General features: G+C 69.9%; 15 protein-coding genes and 1 riboswitch. Of the genes, 8 read left to right on the forward strand and 7 right to left on the reverse strand.

From position 1 onward, the window contains the following. Positions 1-461 precede the first annotated feature (461 nt). Both ACWGKS_RS00710 and ACWGKS_RS00715 read right to left on the reverse strand, forming a co-directional pair. Positions 462-2,288, reverse strand: a complete 1,827-nt coding sequence (locus ACWGKS_RS00710) for a gamma-glutamyltransferase family protein (RefSeq protein ID WP_358508896.1) — start codon at positions 2,286-2,288, stop codon at positions 462-464. 508 nt (positions 2,289-2,796) lie between these two features. Further along, entirely contained in the window at positions 2,797-4,203 is a 1,407-nt protein-coding gene (locus ACWGKS_RS00715) for a hypothetical protein (protein WP_358508898.1), read from the reverse strand. A gap of 300 nt (positions 4,204-4,503) precedes the next feature. Here ACWGKS_RS00715 and ACWGKS_RS00720 point away from each other — a divergent pair, with 300 nt between their 5' ends. Then, the gene (locus tag ACWGKS_RS00720; RefSeq protein WP_358508900.1) at positions 4,504-5,469 is read left to right on the forward strand and encodes a glycerophosphodiester phosphodiesterase; all 966 of its coding nucleotides are present in this window, start codon (positions 4,504-4,506) and stop codon (positions 5,467-5,469) included. Positions 5,470-5,573: 104 nt separating this feature from the next. Next, positions 5,574-6,827: an alanine racemase gene (locus ACWGKS_RS00725; protein ID WP_358508902.1), complete on the forward strand. Its 1,254-nt coding sequence runs from the start codon at positions 5,574-5,576 to the stop codon at positions 6,825-6,827. A gap of 309 nt (positions 6,828-7,136) precedes the next feature. Here the strand turns inward: ACWGKS_RS00725 and ACWGKS_RS00730 are convergent, their stop codons facing one another. Then, positions 7,137-8,735: a beta-N-acetylhexosaminidase gene (locus ACWGKS_RS00730; RefSeq protein WP_452521380.1), complete on the reverse strand. Its 1,599-nt coding sequence runs from the start codon at positions 8,733-8,735 to the stop codon at positions 7,137-7,139. Positions 8,736-9,180: 445 nt separating this feature from the next. On the opposite strand from ACWGKS_RS00730, the gene ACWGKS_RS00735 reads away from it, so the two are divergent. From ACWGKS_RS00735 to ACWGKS_RS00745, 3 genes are all read left to right on the forward strand, one after another. Continuing rightward, positions 9,181-10,074, forward strand: coding sequence for a DMT family transporter (locus tag ACWGKS_RS00735; protein ID WP_452455842.1), 894 nt, complete (start codon positions 9,181-9,183; stop codon positions 10,072-10,074). 52 nt (positions 10,075-10,126) lie between these two features. After that, on the forward strand, positions 10,127-11,347 hold the full coding sequence (locus ACWGKS_RS00740; protein WP_452521383.1) for a glycosyltransferase: 1,221 nt from the start codon (positions 10,127-10,129) through the stop codon (positions 11,345-11,347). 118 nt (positions 11,348-11,465) lie between these two features. Further along, a complete protein-coding gene (locus tag ACWGKS_RS00745) occupies positions 11,466-11,795 on the forward strand; it encodes a hypothetical protein (protein WP_452455958.1) in 330 nt (109 codons plus the stop codon). Between the two features lie 103 nt (positions 11,796-11,898). Here ACWGKS_RS00745 and ACWGKS_RS00750 read toward each other — a convergent pair whose 3' ends face one another. After that, a complete protein-coding gene (locus ACWGKS_RS00750; RefSeq protein ID WP_452521385.1) occupies positions 11,899-12,849 on the reverse strand; it encodes a LysR family transcriptional regulator in 951 nt (316 codons plus the stop codon). 150 nt (positions 12,850-12,999) lie between these two features. On the opposite strand from ACWGKS_RS00750, the gene ACWGKS_RS00755 reads away from it, so the two are divergent. Beyond that, the gene (locus ACWGKS_RS00755; protein WP_452521387.1) at positions 13,000-14,334 is read left to right on the forward strand and encodes a pyridoxal phosphate-dependent aminotransferase; all 1,335 of its coding nucleotides are present in this window, start codon (positions 13,000-13,002) and stop codon (positions 14,332-14,334) included. 144 nt (positions 14,335-14,478) lie between these two features. Here ACWGKS_RS00755 and ACWGKS_RS00760 read toward each other — a convergent pair whose 3' ends face one another. Beyond that, positions 14,479-15,675, reverse strand: a complete 1,197-nt coding sequence (locus ACWGKS_RS00760; RefSeq protein WP_452521389.1) for a glycosyltransferase family 4 protein — start codon at positions 15,673-15,675, stop codon at positions 14,479-14,481. A gap of 215 nt (positions 15,676-15,890) precedes the next feature. On the opposite strand from ACWGKS_RS00760, the gene ACWGKS_RS00765 reads away from it, so the two are divergent. After that, the gene (locus ACWGKS_RS00765) at positions 15,891-16,148 is read left to right on the forward strand and encodes a DUF6457 domain-containing protein (RefSeq protein ID WP_452521391.1); all 258 of its coding nucleotides are present in this window, start codon (positions 15,891-15,893) and stop codon (positions 16,146-16,148) included. Positions 16,149-16,356: 208 nt separating this feature from the next. Continuing rightward, positions 16,357-17,775 (forward strand): alanine/glycine:cation symporter family protein, encoded by a 1,419-nt coding sequence (locus ACWGKS_RS00770; RefSeq protein ID WP_358508917.1) that lies wholly within the window; start codon positions 16,357-16,359, stop codon positions 17,773-17,775. Between the two features lie 73 nt (positions 17,776-17,848). Here the strand turns inward: ACWGKS_RS00770 and thiD are convergent, their stop codons facing one another. After that, on the reverse strand, positions 17,849-18,652 hold the full coding sequence (gene thiD / locus ACWGKS_RS00775) for a bifunctional hydroxymethylpyrimidine kinase/phosphomethylpyrimidine kinase (protein ID WP_358508919.1): 804 nt from the start codon (positions 18,650-18,652) through the stop codon (positions 17,849-17,851). Continuing rightward, positions 18,641-18,739, reverse strand: a riboswitch (TPP riboswitch). (Overlaps the previous gene by 12 nt.) Before the next feature lie 67 nt (positions 18,740-18,806). Further along, complete coding sequence (locus ACWGKS_RS00780; RefSeq protein ID WP_452521394.1) at positions 18,807-19,733, reverse strand: DUF368 domain-containing protein; 927 nt, start codon at positions 19,731-19,733, stop codon at positions 18,807-18,809. Between the last annotated feature and the right edge of the window lie 307 nt (positions 19,734-20,040).

Here is a 20,040-nt window from a genome sequence, read left to right on the forward strand (position 1 = left end):
CCGGCTCCCCGGGGACCCAACCCCTCCCCCGCCCCCCCCCCCCCGCCCCCCCCGCGTCACTCCCGTGGGCCCGGGGGCACCCCTAAGGGCCCCCCCCACGGCCCATCGCTCTCCGAGTCCGAAGAACCGCCGGGAGGGGAAGGCAGATCTCGGTCTGGAGGGGGAACAGGGCCGTCGCTGAGGGAGGGGGAGACAGCGAAACCGACCCTGTCGGGTGGTATGGAGTTGTCGCGGCGCACTCGACCGTATCGTCCGGGAGCGCACCCCGCACAAGGTCTAGATAAGCAGCGACCGGTCGATTTGGCAAGAGGTTGGATCAAGGCATGCATGGTGGTGCAACGGTGCCCTAAGTCCCATCCCGTTCAATCGTGTGCGAATTCCGTACGCTTTCGTCTGCCTTGGATGTCGGGGGTGATCTCCGGGTCGGGGCGGAGCCGCCCCGACCACCTCCGACCAGGCGATCAACGCCCGGCGGCGTACCCCTGGCCCCCTCGGGCGTCGGCGGCGGCGCGCAGTTCACCGGTCTCCGGGTCGCGGGCCACGGCCGCGAGCCGACCCAGCGACCACGGCTCCACGACCCGCACCGTGTGGCCGCGTCGACGCAGCTCCGCGATGGTCTCCTCGCCCACACCCGGCTCGACCACCAGGTCGCCGGACAGCGTCTCCCTCGGGTGGAAGGAGCTGGGGAAGGCGTTGGTGTGGAACATCGGGGTGTCCAGGGCCTCCTGCAGGTCGGTGGCCCCGTTGAGGATCCGCATCAGTGCGGTGGTCGTCCACTGGTCCTGCTGGTCGCCGCCGGGCGTGCCGATGGCCAGCACCGCCTGCCCGTCGTCCCTGGTGACCAGGGTGGGCGACAGGGTGGTGCGGGGGCGCCTGCGCGGGGCCGCCGCGTTGGGCGAGGCCGGGTCGAGCCAGAACATCTGCGCGCGGGTGCCCAAGGGGAAGCCGAGGTCGGGGATGACGGGGGAGCTGCTCAGCCAGCCACCGCTCGGCGTCGCCGAGACCATGTTCCCGTCGGCGTCCACCACGTCGAGGTGGCAGGTGTCCCCGCGCTGGTCGGAGGGGGCGATGCCGGGGGTGTCGCGTACGGTCGGCTCCCCGGTGGTGCGGTCGCCGGGGGTGTCGTCGGCCAGGAACAGCGGTGGGACGAAGGGGGAACGACCACCGGGTGAGCCGGGGCGCAGGTCCATGGCGACACGTGCGTCGTCGACGATTCGGGCGCGTTCGGCGGCGTAGGCCGGGCTCAGGAGCTCCTTGAGGGGCACGTCGGTGTGGTCGGGATCGCCGTACCAGGCCTCGCGGTCGGCGAAGGCGAGCTTGGCGATCTCGGTGACCCGGTGCACGAAGTCGGCGTCGACACCGGCGTCCGCGCCGAAGACCCCGTCCCGGCGCAGGTCGGCGTCCACACCGAGCGCCTCGGCCAGCCGGAGCTGCTGCAACATGGCGGGTCCCTGGCCCCAGGGTCCGGTCTTGTGCACCGTGTGGGCGCCGTGGGTGACGGTGGAGGTGTCCTCGTAGTGGGCGCTCCAGTCGGCCATGTCGGCGGCGGTCAGCAGTCCCTGCTCGGGCTCTCCGTGGCCGTTGGGGACGGGAGCGGCCAAGAAGGCGCCCACGGCCTCGGCGACGAACCCCTGGGCCCAGGAACGGCGGGCCGTCTCGATCTGCGCCTCGCGGTCACCGCCTCCCCGCTCGGCGTCCTCGACGATCCGCCGATAGGTGGCGGCCAGAGCCGGGTTGCGCAGCCGGGAACCGGCGGCGGGGGCGACGCCGTGCGGCAGGTACACGCCGGCCGAACCCGCCCAGTGCTCGGCGAAGACCGGCCTCAGGTTCTCGATCACGGACGCGATGCGCGGCAGGACGGGGTAGCCGCGTTCGGCCAGGCCGACGGCGTGTTCGAGGACCTGGCGGACCGACATCGTGCCGTGGTCGCGCAGCAGCAGCATCCAGGCGTCGAAGGCCCCGGGGACGGTGGCGGCCAGGACACCGCTGCCGGGGATGCGATCCATTCCGGCGAACGCCTCGATGCTCGTGGCGGCGGGGGAGACGCCTTGGCCGCACAGCACCCGCGGCGCGCTGCCCACGGCCTGGAAGATCACCGGGACCTCGCCGCCCGGGCCGTTCAGGTGGGGCTCGACGACCTGCAGGGTGAAGCCGGTGGCCACCGCCGCGTCGAAGGCGTTGCCCCCGCGTTCGAGGACGGACATGCCGGCGGCGCTGGCCAGCCAGTGCGTGGAGGCGACCATGCCGAAGTCGCCGCGCAGCTGAGGTCGTGTGGTGAATCCGGGCATGCGTTCGTCCTCCTGCGGATGGGAAGGCGGGGTGGGGCCGGGCCGGGATGGGGCACGGCGGGGGTCACACCGCGACGGGGGTCGTGCCATCGGGTGGAGACGTCGTCGAACGTGGGTGACGGTACAGCATGGCAGGCCGCGAATGTCGGGGGTTCAGGTGATTCGGGCCCAATGGCCTCAGTTTCGGGTTTCCTTCCCCTCTCTCCCGAAAGGCGACGAGGAAGGTGGTCCCAGGGTGTCCGGTGCGATACGCACGGTGTCGGGGGATGGATTCCGGGTGGGGTTGCGGGGGTGCACGCACGGGGCCGAGGGGGTGTGAGCCGGCGCGGTGGGGTCGCGAGGGGCGGAAAGGGGTCGCCCGGATTTCGCTCCGAGGCCGTTCGTGATATGTGCGGGCCGAAAAAGAACCCGGGGCCGGTGGATGCGGGCACCGGCCCCGGGTCGTATCCGTGGCGGGGAGCCTGGGCTCCGCTCGCCGCGCGCCGCCCCGCTTAAGGGGCGCGCTCCGTCAGGAGTTCTCGGCGGGGATGCTCCAGGGCAGGGAGTTCCACAGCTCTTCCCACTCCTCGGCGTCGACCGGGTCCTCGACGTCGACGGAGGCGGCGTCGGCCTCGGCCGCCTCGGGTGCGTCGGAGGAGGCCTTCTCGGCCTCGTCGATCGCGCCGGCCATGGCCTTGTTGGCCTCCTCGACCAGCTCGCCGATCAGGTCCGAGACCTCGGAGAGGCCGTCCTCGACCTCGTCGCGTTCCAGGCCGAGGCTCTCGGCGCAGGCGTCGGTCGAGGCGACCTTGTCGTCCTCGTCGCCGTAGTACCAGACGGTGGCCAGGAGACGGTCGAGTTCGGCGTCGTCGAGGTCGCCCCCGCTCACGGCCTGCTCGACGAACTCCTGACTGCCCGGGGCCATCTGCTCTTGGTCCAGCCCGGTGGAGGCGGACTCGAAGTCCACGAAGTGCTCGACCAGGCAGGTCTTGACCTCACGGGAGGTGGGGGCCGCGGGCTGGTCGGCCTCCTGGGCCTCTTCCGCGTCCTCGACCGGGGTCTCGTCGGAGACCTGGTCGACCGGGGCCGCTTCGGTGGCCCCTTCCTCCTCGGCGCCCTCTTCCTGGGCGGGCTCCTCGTCGGTGGCGCCTTCCTCGGGCGCCTCGTTCTCGGGCGTCTGCGGGGTCACGTCGTCCGCGGGGGCCTCTTCCTCCGGAGTGTCCTCTTCCGGCGCCTCGTCCTCGGGGGCGTCCTCTTCCGGCGCCTCGTCCTCGGGAGCTTCCTCTTCCGGGGTCTCGTCCGCGGGGGCCTCGTCTGTGGGGGCCTCATCCTCAGGGGCCTCGTCCTGGGGAACCTCCTCGGCCTCTTCCTCCACCGCCTCCGGGTCCGACACCGCGGAGACCGACTCGGCCATCCGGATCAGCTCGTCGCTCTCCCAACGGTCGGGCTGGAGGTGCGTGGTGACCGCGACACCAGGACTCGCCAGCCAGAACAGGTCGCCGGTCTCCTCGGACAGGTAGGCGCCGTGCTCGAACCCCTCGCTCTCGGGGAGTTCCTCCAGGCTCGAATCCGCGAGGTGGCTGTACCGACTGCCCCTGAGATCGTCCAGTTCCTGGAGATCCTCTGAGCGCAGCACCGAGACCCGGCCGTAGAGCTGGTCGGGTCCCCGGACCCATGAGAGCTGCGAGCGGCTGTTGCCCTGGCGGTCGGTCGTGGAGGCGGCGTTGATCCCGTACCGGTCCAGGCCCGGCGGCAGGTAGGCGATCCGGTGTCCGTCGAGGCTGTAGGAGGAGACCCCTTGACTGACCACGGGCCAGCTGAGCGCCTCGGTTTCCTTGTCGTCCGCCGCGGCCGGGCCGGCGAGGCCCACCAGACCCGACGTGGAGATGGCGGCGGCACTGAACAGCGCGACCCACCTCGTGTGGTGCTTGCGCATGGGAGTTCCTTCCCGTCGACTACTACGTGTGATGATTTCAGGACTCTCGGTAGTTATCGAGAGTATTCGTGGTCAAAAATCAGACATGAAGTAGCCAAATGCATACATAGAGCGAGATTCGTCGGTCCGCTGGTGCAGTCCACCAGAAAATGGGCCGCGGATCACCGACTGCTCCGCGTACGGTCACCGACCGGTCACCAAGCGCGCTCACTCTGAGTGGGCAGTCGGCCAATCCACGCGTACATGGGAGGCCCGGTGCATCAGCGCATCGGTTTCGTTGTCGGAGCAGTCACGTTCTCGATGTCCGTCCTCGCGAGCCCGGCGCTCGCGGCCCCGTCCGCGCTCGTGGGAAGCGATCACGAGCCGATCGAAGTACAGCGCGTCCAGCAGGGCACGGCCACCCCACCACAGCAGACGGCGCCGACGCGCCCGCTCATCGCCGTCTCCCACCGAGGAGCCGCCGGCACCGCGCCGGAGAACACCCTCGCCGCCATCGACGAGGGGCACCGGCTCGGCGCGGAGACCGTGGAGATCGACGTCCAGCTCACCTCGGACGAGGAGATCGTGCTCATGCACGACACCACGTTGGAGCGCACCACCGACGTCACCGAGGTGTTCCCCGACCGGGCGCCCTACGACGTCGGCGACTTCACCCTGGAGGAGATCGAGCGCCTCGACGCCGGTTCCTCCTTCGACGAGGAGTTCGCCGGTGAACCCGTCCCGACCCTGCGCGAGGCCCTCGACCGACTCCAAGAGCACGGGATGAACCTGCTCCTGGAGGTCAAGGAACCCTCCCTGTACCCGGGAATCGAGCACCAGATCTCCGTCGAACTGGCGCGCGGCCCGCACTGGCTGGTGCCCAACGCGCCCGGCGAACCCCACCGACTCGTCGTCCAGAGCTTCGACTGGGAGTCCACCGAACACTCCAAGAGCCTGCTGCCGTCCGTGCCGCACGGCCTGCTCGGACAGGTCCCCAAGGATCGAATCGCCGACTACGACTGGGCGCAGATGATCAACCCCAACCACAACTCCATCGACGCCGACTACGTCGCGGCCGTCCAGGACGCCGGGTTGGAGATCATGCCGTACACGATCAACGAGGCCGACGGGATGCGGCGCGTCCTGGAGATGGGTGTGGACGGTTTCATCACCGACTTCCCCGAGACCGGGCAGCGGGCCATCGCGGAGTTCCTGCAGGGCCGCGCCGACCTGGCCGTCGACGAGGGGCCCCAAGACTCCGAAGAGTCCGTGGAGCTCGCGTCCTGAACCTTCCTGGGAAGGTTCGCCGATGGGATGATCGGTGACGAACCCGCCGGTGTCGGACGGTGCTCGCCGTCCGACACCGGGCCCGGCCACGGAGCGGAGACCACGTGAGTGAACGGCCGACCATCCCCACCGAGTACGTCGACTGGCGCACCAAGGGCCTGTGGTGGCCGGGGGAACCCGTCACCCTCGACGAGTTCGTCGCCCGCAAGGACCATCTCTTCGACGGCCCGTTCACCTGGCCGCTGATGGTGTTGCGCGCCTCGGCCCTGGACCGCAACGTCGCCGCGCTCGCCGACTTCACCCGCGATCGCGGGTTGCTGTTCGCCCCGCACGGCAAGACCGCCATGTCACCCCTGATCACCCGGCGCCAGCTCGACGCGGGCGCTTGGGGGATCACCGCGGCCACCGCGAACCAGGTACTGGACTTCCGCCGGTTCGGGGTCCGCCGGATCCTGCTCGCCAACGAACTGCTCGACCCGAAGGCGTTGCGCTGGGTGGCCGCCGAACTCGACTCCGACCCCGACTTCGAGTTCCTCCTCTACGTCGATTCACCGGAGGGCGTCGCCGTCGCCTCCCAGGCCGTCGCTCCCCACGCCACGCCGCGCGAGGGGGCACGACCGCTCCAGGTGTTGATCGAGCGTGGTGTCCCGGGCGGTCGTACCGGTTGCCGGACCCGAGAGGAGGTACTGGCCGTCGCCCGTGAGGTGGCGAGCGCCCCGGGTCTGGACGTGGCCGGAATCGCCGGTTACGAGGGGCCACTGGGCGACGCCGCGGGCGTACGAGGTTTCCTCGACGACCTCCTCGGTGACGCCGCCGCGCTGGCCGACGCACACGGCCCGACGCGCCCGGTGCTCTCGGTGGGCGGCAGCGCCTGGTTCGACCTGGTCGCGGAAACGCTGGGCGGGCGCGAGGACGTCCTACCGATCCTGCGTAGCGGCGCCTACGTCGCCCACGACGACGGCCTGTACCTGCGCACCACGCCCTACAACCGACTTCCCGAGGGGCCCGAGAGCCTCTCGGGCGCCCTCGAACTGTGGGCGCAGGTCACCTCGACCCCGGAAGAAGGGCTGGCGATCGCCGGCATGGGCCGCCGGGAGGCCAATCACGACCAGGGGTTCCCGATCCCTCGGGTGCTGCGCCGCGCCGATGGCACCGAGGTCCCGGCCGAGGGGGTGGAGGTGTTCGACCTCAACGATCACCACGCCTACCTGAGGGTTCCGAGCGGGTTGGGGGTGCGCCCGGGCGACCTGTTCTCCTTCGGTATCTCCCACCCCTGCACGGCCTTCGACCGGTGGCAGGTGATCCCGGTGGTCGATGACGACGACCGGGTGGTCGACGCGACCGCCACCTACTTCTAGGGCGTGTTCCGTGGATGCTTTCGGTTGGTTCGGCGCTTGCGCCGATCGACGCGAGCGGCCTCCAGGCAATCTCTCGCAAGACGAGGAGCGAAGGTCAGCCCGGGTTTGGCTGTCCGAGCGAAGTCGGCGCAGCGAGAGGCAGCCTGGTGGTCGCGAGCCCGGAATGATCCGCGGAACACGCCCTAGGGGCCTCCGCTCCTCCCCGTGGCGCGGCGGCGCCGGACGGAGGATCGGTGGCTTGGGAAGCAGCGTCCGGTGAGCCGGGATGAGGCTCTCGCGCCGACGATGGCGCGAGAGCCCAAGGATCCTTCAGCCCCAGCCCTGGACGCCGGGGCGGCCGTGCCAGGGGCGGGGGCCGTCCATCGGGCGGTACTCCACGCCCGCAGCGTCCAAGCGGCCGAGGTGATGCAGCAGCCGCGGCTCGAACTCGGCGTAGTCGCGCTCGTTGGTCGACCACACCTTCTCGGCGAACGCCGACAGGCGGGGGAAGACCATGTAGTCCAGACGCCGGGGCGTGTCGATGTGCTCGGTCCACAGGTTCACCTGGGCGCCCAGGACGTGCTCGGCCTCCTTCTCGGTGAGGTCGGCCGGCACGGGGTCGCCGGCGTACACGTCCTCCACCCGCAGCAGGGTGCCCACCGGCACCGGCTCGTCCGGGCTCTCGGACTGCTTGTAGTCCAGGTAGGAGGTGGCGGTGGGGGCCATGATGACGTCGTGTCCGGAGCGGGCGGCGTCGATCCCGCCCTCCTCGCCCCGCCAGGAGAGCACGGTCGCGCCCGGCGCCAGTCCTCCTTCGAGGATCTCGTCCCAGCCCAGCAGACGACGGCCGCGCTTGGTGAGGTGGGCGTCGAGTCGCCGGATGAACCAGCTCTGCAACTCGTCCTCGTCGGCCAGCCCCTCCTCGCGGATGCGCTGTTGGGCGGACTCGCTGTTCTTCCACTGGGTCTTGGGGCACTCGTCCCCGCCCACGTGGATGTAGGGGCTCGGGAACAGTTCGATGAGCTCGTCGAAGACGTTCTCGTAGAACTCGATCACGTGGTCGGTGACGGCCAGCACCTCGTCGAAGATGCCCCATCGGGTCCCCACCGGGATCTCGCCGACCTCGCCCAGCTCGGGGTAGGCGTGGATGGCGGCCTGGGAGTGGCCGGGCACGTCGATCTCCGGGACCACCGTGATGTGTCGCGCGGCGGCGTAGGCGACGATCTCGCGGATGTCGTCCTGGGTGAGGAAACCACCGTGCGGGCGCCCGTCGAACACCGGCGGCTTGGTCATGCCGACCTGGCTCTCGGTGCGCCAGGAACCCTTCTCGGTCAGCTTCGGGTAGCGGCGGATCTCGACCCGCCAGCCCTGGTCGTCGGTCAGGTGCAGGTGCAGCACGTTGAGTTTGTGCATCGCGAGGAGGTCGACGAACCGGAGGATCTCGCGTTTGGGCACGAAGTGTCGGGCGATGTCGAGCATGGCCCCGCGCCAGCGGAAGCGGGGGGAGTCGGTGACGCGCACGCAGGGCAGCCTCCACCTGCCGGTGGCCTCGCCCACGGGCGCGTCGCGGTAGGCGTCGACGGGCAGGAGTTGGCGCAGGGTCTGCGCCCCGTAGAAGACACCGGCGGGGTCGTGGCCGACGACGATGGCGCCCGCGGCGTCCACGATCAAGCGGTAGCCCTCCTCGCCCAGCCCGGCGGTGGGGTCCACGCTCAGTCGGATCCGCGCGTCCTGCTCGTGACCGACGGACAGGAAAAGCCCGGTCGCGGTGCCGAGTTCACGCCGCAGCCAGGTCAAGGTCGGGCCGGCGGCCTGGTCCGCGGAGATGTGGGTGTCGGTGTCGAGTACCAGGCCCTCCGGTCCGTCGGTGGTGACCTCGACGGGGCGGGGGAGGAGGGAGACGGGGGAGTTGCGGGGGTTGTCAGGCACGAGGCACTGCTCCTATCCGGTCTAGACCACTATCGGACATCCTGTCACGAATCCTCGCCGTGCCCCAAGGGTTCGGCGCCGAAAGGTCCCATAAATGATGCGGTGACGGATCCCCATACCGACTTTTGACCCGTGCGGACTCTTAGGGCACGGGCGATTGCGGCAGACGTAGGGACGAGGGGGCCGATGAACGCATCGCCGGAACGACAAGGCCCGCGGTCTACGGAAGGTGGGGGGCGCACCTATGGGGAGGGAGGGCCTGTACCACCTCCAAGACGGGGGTCGTCCTTATCGCCTGGCCACGACCCGGTCCGTACCCTCGTGAACGTATCCGGTTCCCGGAGTGGGAACGGATGGAGGACACAGTGCCGGAGGAGACGGGGATGCCGCCGATGACACCAGGGGCGCACGATGACGTCGCGCACCGACCGGGCCGGAGCCGCTGATGCTCTGGTCCGTGTTGATCGCGGTGGCGGGGGCCTTCAGCCTGGCGTTCGGTTCGGCGATGCAGGAGCGCGACGCCGTTCGGGCCCCTGGAGGGAGGGTCGCCCGAGCGGGTTTCCTCCTGCATCTGCTGCGCCAGCCCCGTTGGCTACTGGGCAGCGGTGCGGCCGTGTTGGGCGCGACGCTGCACCTGGTCGCCCTCAGTGGGGCGCCCCTGACCATCATCCAGCCCATCGGTGTGACGGGCCTGTTGTTCGCCATCGTGCTGTCGGCGTTGTTCAACCGACAACGGGTGCCCCTCTCGCAGATCCTGGCCGGGGCCGCCGTCATGGTGGGTCTGGTCGGTGTCCTGTGGTTGTTCCCGCACGGTGCTCAGAGCCCCGTGATGTCGACCGGGACCGCGCTGTGGCTGTCCGGGATCGTCATCGGCTCGGGCACCATCGTGTACGTCACCGCCCAGTGGATGCCCAGCAACGCACGCGCGCTCGCGCTCGCCCTGGCCGGCGGGGCGGCGCTGGGCACCACCTCCGGGTTGGCCCGGGTGGTGTCCGCCAACACCATGGCCGACCCGATCCACCTGTTCGGTTGGCTGACGGTGTTGGCCATCGTCACCGCGGTGTTCGGAGCCCTGCTGTTGCAGAACGCCTACCGCACCGGTCACTTCGCCGCCGCCTACGCCACCCTGCTCATCGCCGACCCGGTGGTCGGGGTGGGCATCGGCGTCCTCCTCCTGGGAGAAGGTGTGCCCGACACCCCGCTGACGGCCACCGCGGCCGCGCTCTTCGCCGTCCTGGCGGTCCTGGGCACGGTGATCCTGGCCCGTTCCCGCCACCGAAACCCGGAGGCCGTCCCCAACGCTCCCACGACCACCACCGCCCACGGCCGCTCCCACTGAGGCATCGGCGACCGCCGCGAGCACCGCCACGTCGAACGAAGGAGTTCCCACCATGTTCCACCCCGAGAGTCCACTGAACGTGCTCATCGCGTCGGACACCTACCCGCCGGACGTCAACGGCGCCGGGTACTTCACCCATCGCCTGGCGGAGGGGCTGGCCGAGCGGGGGCATCGCGTGCACGTGGTGTGCCCCTCGGCGGAGGGCGAGCCGTACGTGACGGTGAACGGAAGGGTCACCGAACACAGACTCAGGTCGGTCCCGATCCCCTTCCAATCGGACATGCGGGCGGCCCTGCCACTGGGGATGGGAGGACACATATCCCGGATCCTGCGGCGCCTGGACCCCGACGTCGTCCACATCCAGAGTCATTTCACGCTGAGCCGTTCGACGCTGCGGCGGGCACGTTCGGTGGCCGTGCCGGTGGTGCTCACCAACCACTTCATGCCGGACAACCTGTACGCGCACGCCCGGGTGCCGCGGTCGATGCGGCGGGCCGCCGGCGCCGCCGCCTGGCGGGACATGGTGCGGGTGGCGATGGAGGCCGACCACGTGACCACGCCGACCCCGCGCGCCGCGGCGCTGCTGCGGGAGAAGGGGTTCGCCCGCGACATCGAGGCGATCTCCTGCGGGATCGACCTGGAACGTTTCCACCCGTGCTCGGATCGGTCCGGGCCGCGTGCCCGGTTCGGGTTGCCCGACCGCGACACGGTGGTGTTCGTGGGGCGTCTGGACGAGGAGAAGCGGATCGACGAGACGATCCGGGCCCTGGCCAGGATCGTGCCGGAGCGGGACGTGCAGTTGGCGCTGGCCGGGACCGGGCAGCGTGAGGGCGAGCTGAGGGAACTGGCGGCCCGCCTCGGCGTGGCCGACCGCGTGTTCTTCCTGGGGTTCGTACCGGACGAGGACCTGCCGTCGGTGTACGCGGCGGGTGACGCCTTCGCGATCGCGGGCGTGGCCGAGCTGCAGAGCATCGCGACGTTGGAGGCGATGGCGACGGGGCTGCCGGTGGTGGCGGCCGACGCGATGGCCCTGCCACACCTGGTGTCGGAAGGGCACAACGGGTACCTGTTCCCGCCGGGGGACGACGCGGTGCTGGCCGAACGTCTGCTCGCGGTGCTCGGTCCGGACCGGGAGAAGCTGGGGGAGGCGAGCCGTGAGGTCGCCCTGGAACACGACCACCACCGGTCGCTGGAGCGGTTCGAGCAGGTGTACCGGAGACTCCGAGAATGGGGGGCGGCCGTCCTACCGGGGGAGCGTTCCCTGGTCGCCTGAACGACCGGTGCCCGGAGAACATCGGCCAGCAAAAGCGACATAAGCGGCTAATGCCACTTTCCGCATTCTTTGCGTAGCCAACAGTGATGTTCGGGCGATACGGGAAACACAAGTGGTTGTGTGGTTCGAAGGCATCAGTGGACAGACAGGCCTCGGCCGGACCGCCAAGGGCGGTAACACGACCGAGGGCCTCAGCGATCGACTGCTCAGCGCCGAGCGGGAGGCGGGGTTCCATGAGCGAGACATGTCGGCGTTCGAACGTGAACGGATCGACCTGGAGCACCGGGTGAACCGGATGGAGGCGGAGCTGGATTCCCTGCGCAAGAGAAGGCTGGAAGCCTACGCGCGCTGGTGGAACGCTCGCGACGACCGTGACCGGGCCCGACACGTCTGTCGTCGGATCCGACGCAAGATCGACAAGACGCGCCGAAGAGGGGACGGCGAGTGAGACCACGGAACCGATACCCGACCGATGAACGCGACACGTTCGCCACGTGTCGCGTTCGACGTGTGAGGCCCCCTGGGATCCGCCCTCCCGCCACGGCCCCACGTCACATGGTGGGCTCGTCGTCGGTGGTGAGCGGGTCGATGTCGTCCTCCACACCGCGCGCCGCCTGCCGCAGGGCGTCCAGGGTCACCCGCACCGCCGGCCTGCGCAGCGACGCCGGCCGCAGCACCGCGTACACGTGCCGGACCGGGGGCGAGGGCAGTTTCCGGTAGACCAGCCCCGCCGGAGCGCCCACCATCGCCAGCGCCGGGACCGCGGCGATTCCGATCCCCCTCGACACCAGGCTCAAGATCGTGCCCAGACCCTCGAACTCCCAGGTGGCGGCGGGCAGGCCGCCGGCTTCCTCGAAGAGCTTGTCCGTGCCGTAACGCGAACGCTCGCCCTCGGGCGCCACGATCCACGACTCGTTGAGCAACCGGTCCAACACCAGCGGGAACGACGGCTCCGCCAACCGGTGGTCCTCCGGGACGGCCAACACCATCGGGTCCCGCAGCAGGTGGACGTGGCGCAGTGCGCTGTCCGCCCCCCGCCCCGGGTGCTTGCCGGTCCAGTCGTCGACGATCGCGACGTCGACCTCGCGGGAACGCACCTTCTGCGTTCCGGTGGCCAGCAACGTCTGCCGCAACACCAGCTGCATGCCCTGGTGCCGGCGCAACGGCGGCGCCAACTCGGGCGCGAACGCCACCGCGGCGGTCGGGAAGGCCGTGACGGTGACCACGCCCAAGGCCACGTCCGCCTGTTCGGCCAGGACCGACTCGGCCGCCTCGACCATCGCCAGGATCTCCTCGGCCTGGACCACGAGCAGCCGACCGGCATCGGTCAGCTCCGCCCCGCGAGGAGAGCGATCCAGCAAGGCCACGCCCGTCTCCCGTTCGAGCGTGGTCAGTTGCTGTGACACCGCCGAAGGGGTGTAACCGAGGGCGTTCGCGGTGGCGACGATGGTGCCCCGAACGCTGAACTCACGGAGCAACTGCAGACGATGGAGATCAAGCATAAGGACATCTTACGCTCAGCATCAAAAAGACGCGCTTGTGCTGATGGCGATCGATGGGCAGGCTGGAACACAGAAGAGGTCAGACGAAGAGCGGAACACCGGCTCGGGGTCTGGCCCCGCGCCTAACGCCATCTCGGAGATGAGTCGTCCATGACCGTCACTGTGTCCGCCACTCTCGCCGTCAACGAAGCACTCAACGAGAAGCGTCGCCAAGGGGTACGCGTGCTTCCACTCGGCTTCGGTGAGGCCGGCCTTCCGGTACACCCCGTCATGCGCGACCACCTCTCCGCGGGAAACGGCGCCAACGCCTACGGGCCGGTCGCCGGATCGGCGGCGCTCCGCGAGGCGGCCGCCGGCTACTGGAACCGCCGAGGACTGGACACCGACCCGGACCTGGTCATCGCGGGCCCCGGCAGCAAGCCCCTGCTCTACAGCCTTCTCCTGGAGATCGGCGGTGACACCGCCATCGCCGCGCCCAGCTGGGTCAGCTACGCGGCACAGAGCCGCCTGGTCGGCCAGAGCCCCATCATGGTGCCGACCGCCACCGGACAGGGCGGCGTACCCCAGCCCGACCTACTGCACGCCGCCGTCACCGACGCCCGCGAGCAGGGTCGCACCGTCAACGCCGTCGTCGTCACCCTCCCGGACAACCCGACCGGGACCGTCGCCGACGTCGAGACCGTCCGACGGCTCGCCGACGTCGCCCGCGAACTCGACCTCATCATCATCTCCGACGAGATCTACCGGGACCTCGTCCACCTCGACTCCGACGGCGAGGACCGCGTCGTCGTGCACAGCCCCGCCGAGTTCGCGCCCGAACGCACCGTCATCTCCACCGGCCTGAGCAAGAACCTGGCCCTGGGCGGCTGGCGGATCGGCGTCCTGCGCCTGCCCGACTCCGAGATCGGTCACCGGCTGCGCGGCGGACTCCTGGGCGTGGCCAGCGAGATCTGGTCCAGCCCGGCCGCACCGGTCCAGCAGGCCGCCTCGCACGCCTTCGCCGAACCCGCCGAGCTCGTCGACCACATCGACCGCAGCCGCCGTCTGCACGGCATCGTCGCCCGAGCCGTCACCGACGTCTTCGTCGCGGCCGGGGCGAACGTCGCCGCGCCCAGCGCCGCCTTCTACCTGTACCCGGACTTCGAGCCCGTCCGGGAGCGCCTGCGGGCCCTGCACGGGGTCACGACCGGGCCCGAGCTGACCGGACTGCTGCTGGACGGGTACGGCATGGGCGTCCTGCCGGCCGTGGAGTTCGGGGAGAGCCCCCACACCCTGCGCATGCGGGTGGCCACCAGCCTGCTCTACGGCGACTCCGAGGAGCGTCGTTACGCGGCCCTTTCCGCACATGACCCCCTGGTGCTGCCGTGGATCCGCGCCCACCTGGACCGACTCACCGAGGTGCTCGGCGGCCTGCTGGACAAGGGCCCGACCCACGCCGCCACGGTCGTCCCGGTGCGACGCGAGGTCGCGCGGTCGGTGAACTGACCCGGCCCCCACAGCTTGTGGCCGCCTCGTTTTAAGGGGGCGCGGCGGACACAACCGACGGGTCCCTCCCCACATCTCTCTCGGGGAGGGGCCCGTTCGTCTTGTCGGGGGTCGGTGGCACGGCGGGGTCACGGCCGCTGTGGGTCAGGCGCCCTGCGTCTGCGCCGACCGCTCGGCCAGCTCCCGACTGGGGGCGATCACCGACCGGTAGTGCGAGACGAGGTCGGAGTTGACCGCGGCCCAGGTGCGGTGCTCCACCGAGGGCCGGGCCGCGGCCCGCATCGGCTCGCGCACCCGGTGGTTGTGCGCCAGCCGGCCCACCGCCACCTTCAGCTCACGCGACGAGTCGGGCGCGAACAGCAACCCGTTGTGCTCGTCGGTGATCAGGTCCAGCGGGCCACCCGCGGCGGGGGCCACCACCGGCACCCCGGAGGCCAGCGACTCCTGGACGGTCTGGCAGAAGGTCTCGTCGGCCCCGGTGTGCACGAACACGTCCAACGCCGCGTACAGCCGGGACAGGTCCTGGCCGGTGCGCTGACCGGTGAAGACCGCGTCGGGCAGCATCCGGCGCAGCCGGGCCCGGTCGGGGCCGTCACCGACCACCACGATCCGGATGTTGCGCAGGCGCGCCAGGTGACCCAGCAGCTCCACGCGCTTGTCCTTGGACAGCCGGCCCACGTATCCGACGAGCGTCTCGCCGTTCGGGGCCAGACGGCGCCGCAACCCCTCGGAACGGTGGTCGGGGTGGAACCGGTCGGTGTCCACCCCGCGACGCCACAGGGCCAACCGGGGGAATCCGCGGTCCGACAACGCCTCCATCGTGGCGGAGGAGGGCACCAGGGTGCGGTCCACGGCGGAGTGGATCCGGTGCAGCAACGACCAGAGCGCCTCGCTTCCGGGCAGACCGTACCGACCGGCGAAACCGGCCAGGTCGGTCTGGAACACGCCCACGGTCGGCAGCGCCCAACGTCGCGCCACGTCCACGGCGGCGGCACCGAAGAGGGTGGGGGAGGCCAGGTGGACCACGTCGGGGGCGAAGGCGCGCAGGGCGGCGGTCATCGCCCGCCGCAGGGGCAGGCCGACCGCGAAGTCCCGGTACACGGGCAGGGGGACGGCGGGCAGTCGTACCACCGGGAACCCGGCGTACGAAGTGGGTCCGCGACCGGGCGCCAGCACCACGGCCTGGTGGCCCTCGGCGGCCAGGTGCTCCAGCACCCGACACACGGAATTGGTGACTCCGTTGACCTGGGGCAGGAACGACTCGGTCACGACGGCCACCCGAAGAGGGCGGCCCGGTGGGGTGTTCGGGAAGGTGTCGACGAGCGGGGTCATGGGGGACATGCGAACGGGCTCCCAACGCCGGAATATCGCTGCTCCCGACGCTAGGCTCGGAGTGTGAACCGGGGTCGCAGCCCGAGCGAACCCGCCCCGTCGGAAGGGGGAGGGTTGGAGGATCGGGCGGTGACCAGGCGTGTACGGTCGTCTGGCCGTCGCGTGACCCCAGGATGGCATGATCACCGAAAACGTTGCAGGACACACCTTTGAGGAGTCGAGCGGTGACCCTGGTGGAATGGTCGAAGCTGGTGTTCGAGGAGCTCGAACTGTCCGGGAGCGAGCCGCTCCAGAAGGCCGACGTCGACAGGATCCTCGATCTGGCCCGAGACGCCGCGCACTCCGTCGCCCGCCCCGCGGCGCCGCTCACCACCTATCTGTTGGGTGTGGCGGTCGGTAGGGGAGCGGACCCGGAGGAGGCCGCGGCCGCGCTCAGCAGGCTCGCGCTGGCCCACGCCGAGGACGACGACAAGGCGGACTGAGGGTGCGCCCCGTCGCGCACCCGAGGTGACACCGGCGCGGCGCAACGTTCATGTCGAACACATGTGATTCGTTCGTTACGCGTCAGTGTCATTCTTTGCCGATATCGAAATGCACCCACCTGTGCCGATGTGACTCCGCGAACAACGGTCCCTCTGTTCCACCCTCGGATCTCTCGGCCCCACGCACTCACCGAAAGGGAGATCCCCTGTGGACCAACTCCTTGAGATGGCCGGCATCATCAGCGACGTCATCTGGGGACCCTTCGTCCTCATTCCGTTGTTGTTGGGTGTCGGTGTCTTCCTCACCATCCGGCTGCGCCTCCTTCAGCTGCTCAGGCTCCCGCACGCCCTTTGGCTCGCCCTCGTCCGTCGCAAGGAGGACTCCTCCGTCGAGGGCGACATCTCCCACTACCAGGCACTGAGCACCGCGCTCGCCGCCACCGTCGGCGTCGGTAACATCGCGGGCGCCGCGCTGGCCATCGGTGTCGGTGGCCCGGGCGCGCTGTTCTGGATGTGGTTCATCGGCATCTTCGGTATGGCCACCAAGTACAGCGAGGCCCTCCTGGGGGTGAAGTACCGCCGCACCGACGCCAAGGGTGAGCAGAGCGGCGGCCCGATGTACTACCTCAAGTACGGGATCAAGGGTGGGCTCGGCACCTTCCTCGGTGTCGCCTTCGCGGTCTTCGGCGCCATCGCGGCCTTCGGTATCGGTAACGGCACCCAGGCCAACACCGTGGCCCAACAGGTCAGCAGCGTCACCCCGCTGGAGCCGTGGGTCATCGGCCTCGCTCTGATGATCCTGTCCGGCGGAGTGATCCTCGGTGGCATCAAGAGCATCGGTCGTGTCGCCTCCGGCCTCGTGCCGATCATGATCATCGGTTACGTCGGCATCTGCCTCGTCGTGCTCATCGCCAACTGGCAGTCGCTCCTGCCCGCCTTCCAGCTGGTGTTCACCGACGCCTTCACCGGGACCTCCGCCGTCGGCGGTTTCGCGGGCGCCGGTGTCATGCTCGCCATCCAGATGGGCTTCGCCCGCGGCATCTTCTCCAACGAGTCCGGGCTGGGCACCGGTGGTATCGCCGCCGCCGCGGCCAAGACCAAGGAGCCGGTCCGTCAGGCCATGGTCTCCATGACCCAGACCTTCATCGACACCATCATCGTGGTGAGCATGACCTGCCTGGTCATCATCGTGACCGGTGTGTGGCAGGGAGACGAGGCCGAGGACGGTTCGCTGCTGACGTCGCAGGCCATGACCGAGGGGCTGGGTGCCATCAGCCCCACCTTCGGTACCGCGGGCGCCTACGTCGTCGCGGCCTCCGTGGCCGTCTTCGCCTTCAGCACCCTGCTCGGCTGGGCCTACTACGGTGAGCGGTGCGTGGAGTTCCTGGGCGGACGCAAGCTGGTCCTGCCCTACCGACTCATCTTCATCGTCATCATCTTCATCGGTTCGGTCGCCAGCCTCGACTCCGTCTGGCTGTTCAGCGACATCGCCAACGGCCTGATGGCGCTGCCGAACCTGGTGGGGTTGCTCCTGCTGTCCCCGGTCATCGTGGCGGAGAGCAAGAGGTTCTTCGGTCACCCCGATTGGCGTAACCCGGACGCGGTGATGGACGACGTCCAGCGCTAGCCGACTCGCACGCCCCACGGGGAGAATATGAAGGGGGGACCGGTCCGCACGGGCCGGTCCCCCCTTCGTGTGATCACCACCAGGCGTGGAAATGGTGCACGGGGCCCTGGCCGCCGCCGGCGTCGATCTCGTCGGCGTGGCGCAGCGCCTCGGTCAGCCAGGTCTTGGCGTCGGCCACGGCGGTGGCCACGTCCGGGCGTTGGGGGATCAGCGCGGCGATCGCGGAGGACAGGGTGCAGCCGGTGCCGTGGGTGTTGCGGGTCGCCACGCGCGTGGCGCTCAGCTCGACCGGGGCGGACTCCCCGTCGACCAGCAGGTCGACGCTGTCGGTCCCCGCCAGGTGCCCGCCCTTGAGCAGGATCCGACGCGGCCCCAGCTTCAAAAGCCTCTCGGCCTGGGAGCGCATCGTGGCCAGGTCCGTGGCCTCCTCCTCGTCGAGCAGGTCGGCGGCCTCCGGCAGGTTCGGTGTGAGGAGGTCGGCGCGCGGCAGCAGTTCACCGCGCAGCGCCTCCATGGCCGAACGCTCCAACAACCGGTCGCCGCTCTTGGCGACCATCACCGGGTCCACCACCACGTTCGACAGCCCGTGCCGGTCGATCGCGGCGGCCACGGCCTCGGTGACCTCGGCGGTGCCCAGCATGCCCACCTTGACCGCGTGGACCGTCGCGTCCTCGAACAGCGTCTCCATCTGGTCGACGACGAATGAAGCGGGGACACCGTGAACCCCGGTGACCCCGCGCGTGGACTGGGCGGTCAACGCCGTCACCACGCTCATCCCGAAGACCCCGTGGGCGGAGAACGATTTCAGGTCCGCCTGGATGCCGGCGCCCCCACTGGGGTCGCTTCCGGCGATGGACACGACGTTGTACACGCTCATCGGCGTTCCTTCGCTAGTACGAACTAGGGCAGGTTCGACGGGTGTGCTCTCAGCCGGGTCGTTTCCCCGGCACCCCGCGCCGTCGGGGTCGAAGCGCGGTGAAGCGCTCGCTCGACCCCGACTCGGTATGTGGTTGTGGGTACGACTCTAAGGGTCAGACGGAGACGCTCTCGTGGCCGGCCTCGACCTCACGCTGGAGCCGCTTGCGGCGCTCCCACAGGATGGACACCACGATGATGGCGAAACCGGCCACCATCAGGGCGACCGTCAACGGGACCTCGGTGGGAGCGAGGATCTCTCGGTCCTCGCTCTGCCAGGGCCACAGGGCACGCAGCGAACCCGCCATCAGGCCGGTCAGGACCACCAGGGTCAAGTGGTGGAAGTTCTCCAGGAAGTACTGGAGGACCTTGACGAAGAGCGCCAGGCCGGTGAGCGCGCCGAGGGCGAAGGCACCGATGTAGACGAAGTCGAGGTTCTCCAACGCGTCCTTGCTCGGAGTGTACAGACCGACGGCCAACAGGATGAAGGAACCGGAGACGCCCGGCAGGACCAGCGCGCAGATCGCTACCGAGGCGACGAGGAAGACCACCACCGGGTGCGGGGGCAGGTTGGCGCCGGGGAGACTGGTCAGGAAGAACGACAGTACGGCGAAGACCAGGGCCAGGAGGTAGTGTCCGGCCTTCCATGACTTGCCCGCGCCGGTGTAGGGGATCCACAGACAGGCGAGCACCAGACCGAAGAAGATCGCGTATGCGTACTGGGTGTACTCCTCCACCAGCGGGGCGATGAGCAGCAACGCTCCCACCAGGGCCACCGCCATGCCGATCAGGGCGGGGACGAGGACGGACCAGTCCACCTGACGGAACTGTTCCATGGCGCGGTCCTTGCCGCGGCCACGGGGCACGTCGGTGACGTAGCGCTTGATCCCGCTGACCATGTGGCCCGCGCCACCGATCAACTGGTCGTAGAGGCCGACGATGAGCGCGACGGTGCCGCCGCTGATACCGGGAAGTGCTTCGGAGGTGCCCACGGCCCCGCCGCGCACCGCGTTGAAGATGTAGGAGCCTACTGAGTTGGCCATGAATGCTCGGGCGCGTCTTCCGGGGAGCCGGGAAGGGGGCGCCGTCCTCCGTCCTGATGGTGCCGCCGGTCCCGTATCCACGGTGGACCGGACGGTCAAAGGGGTGCTTGGGTCGGCACGGACCTCGATGAACCCGCCGATGGTACGGTCCCGGGCCCAACATCGAGGTTCGTCACTCCGGCCACACGATGGGGGAGGGGGACCGCGAGCCCCGGGCCGGCTGTGGCCATTCTAGTGCCGTCGGCGAGGGCGGAAGGCGTCCCGGAGCTGTCCTGGAGGCATCGAAAGGACGCCGAAACCACGTTTC

The sequence above is a fragment of the Nocardiopsis sp. NPDC055879 genome (assembly GCF_053615935.1).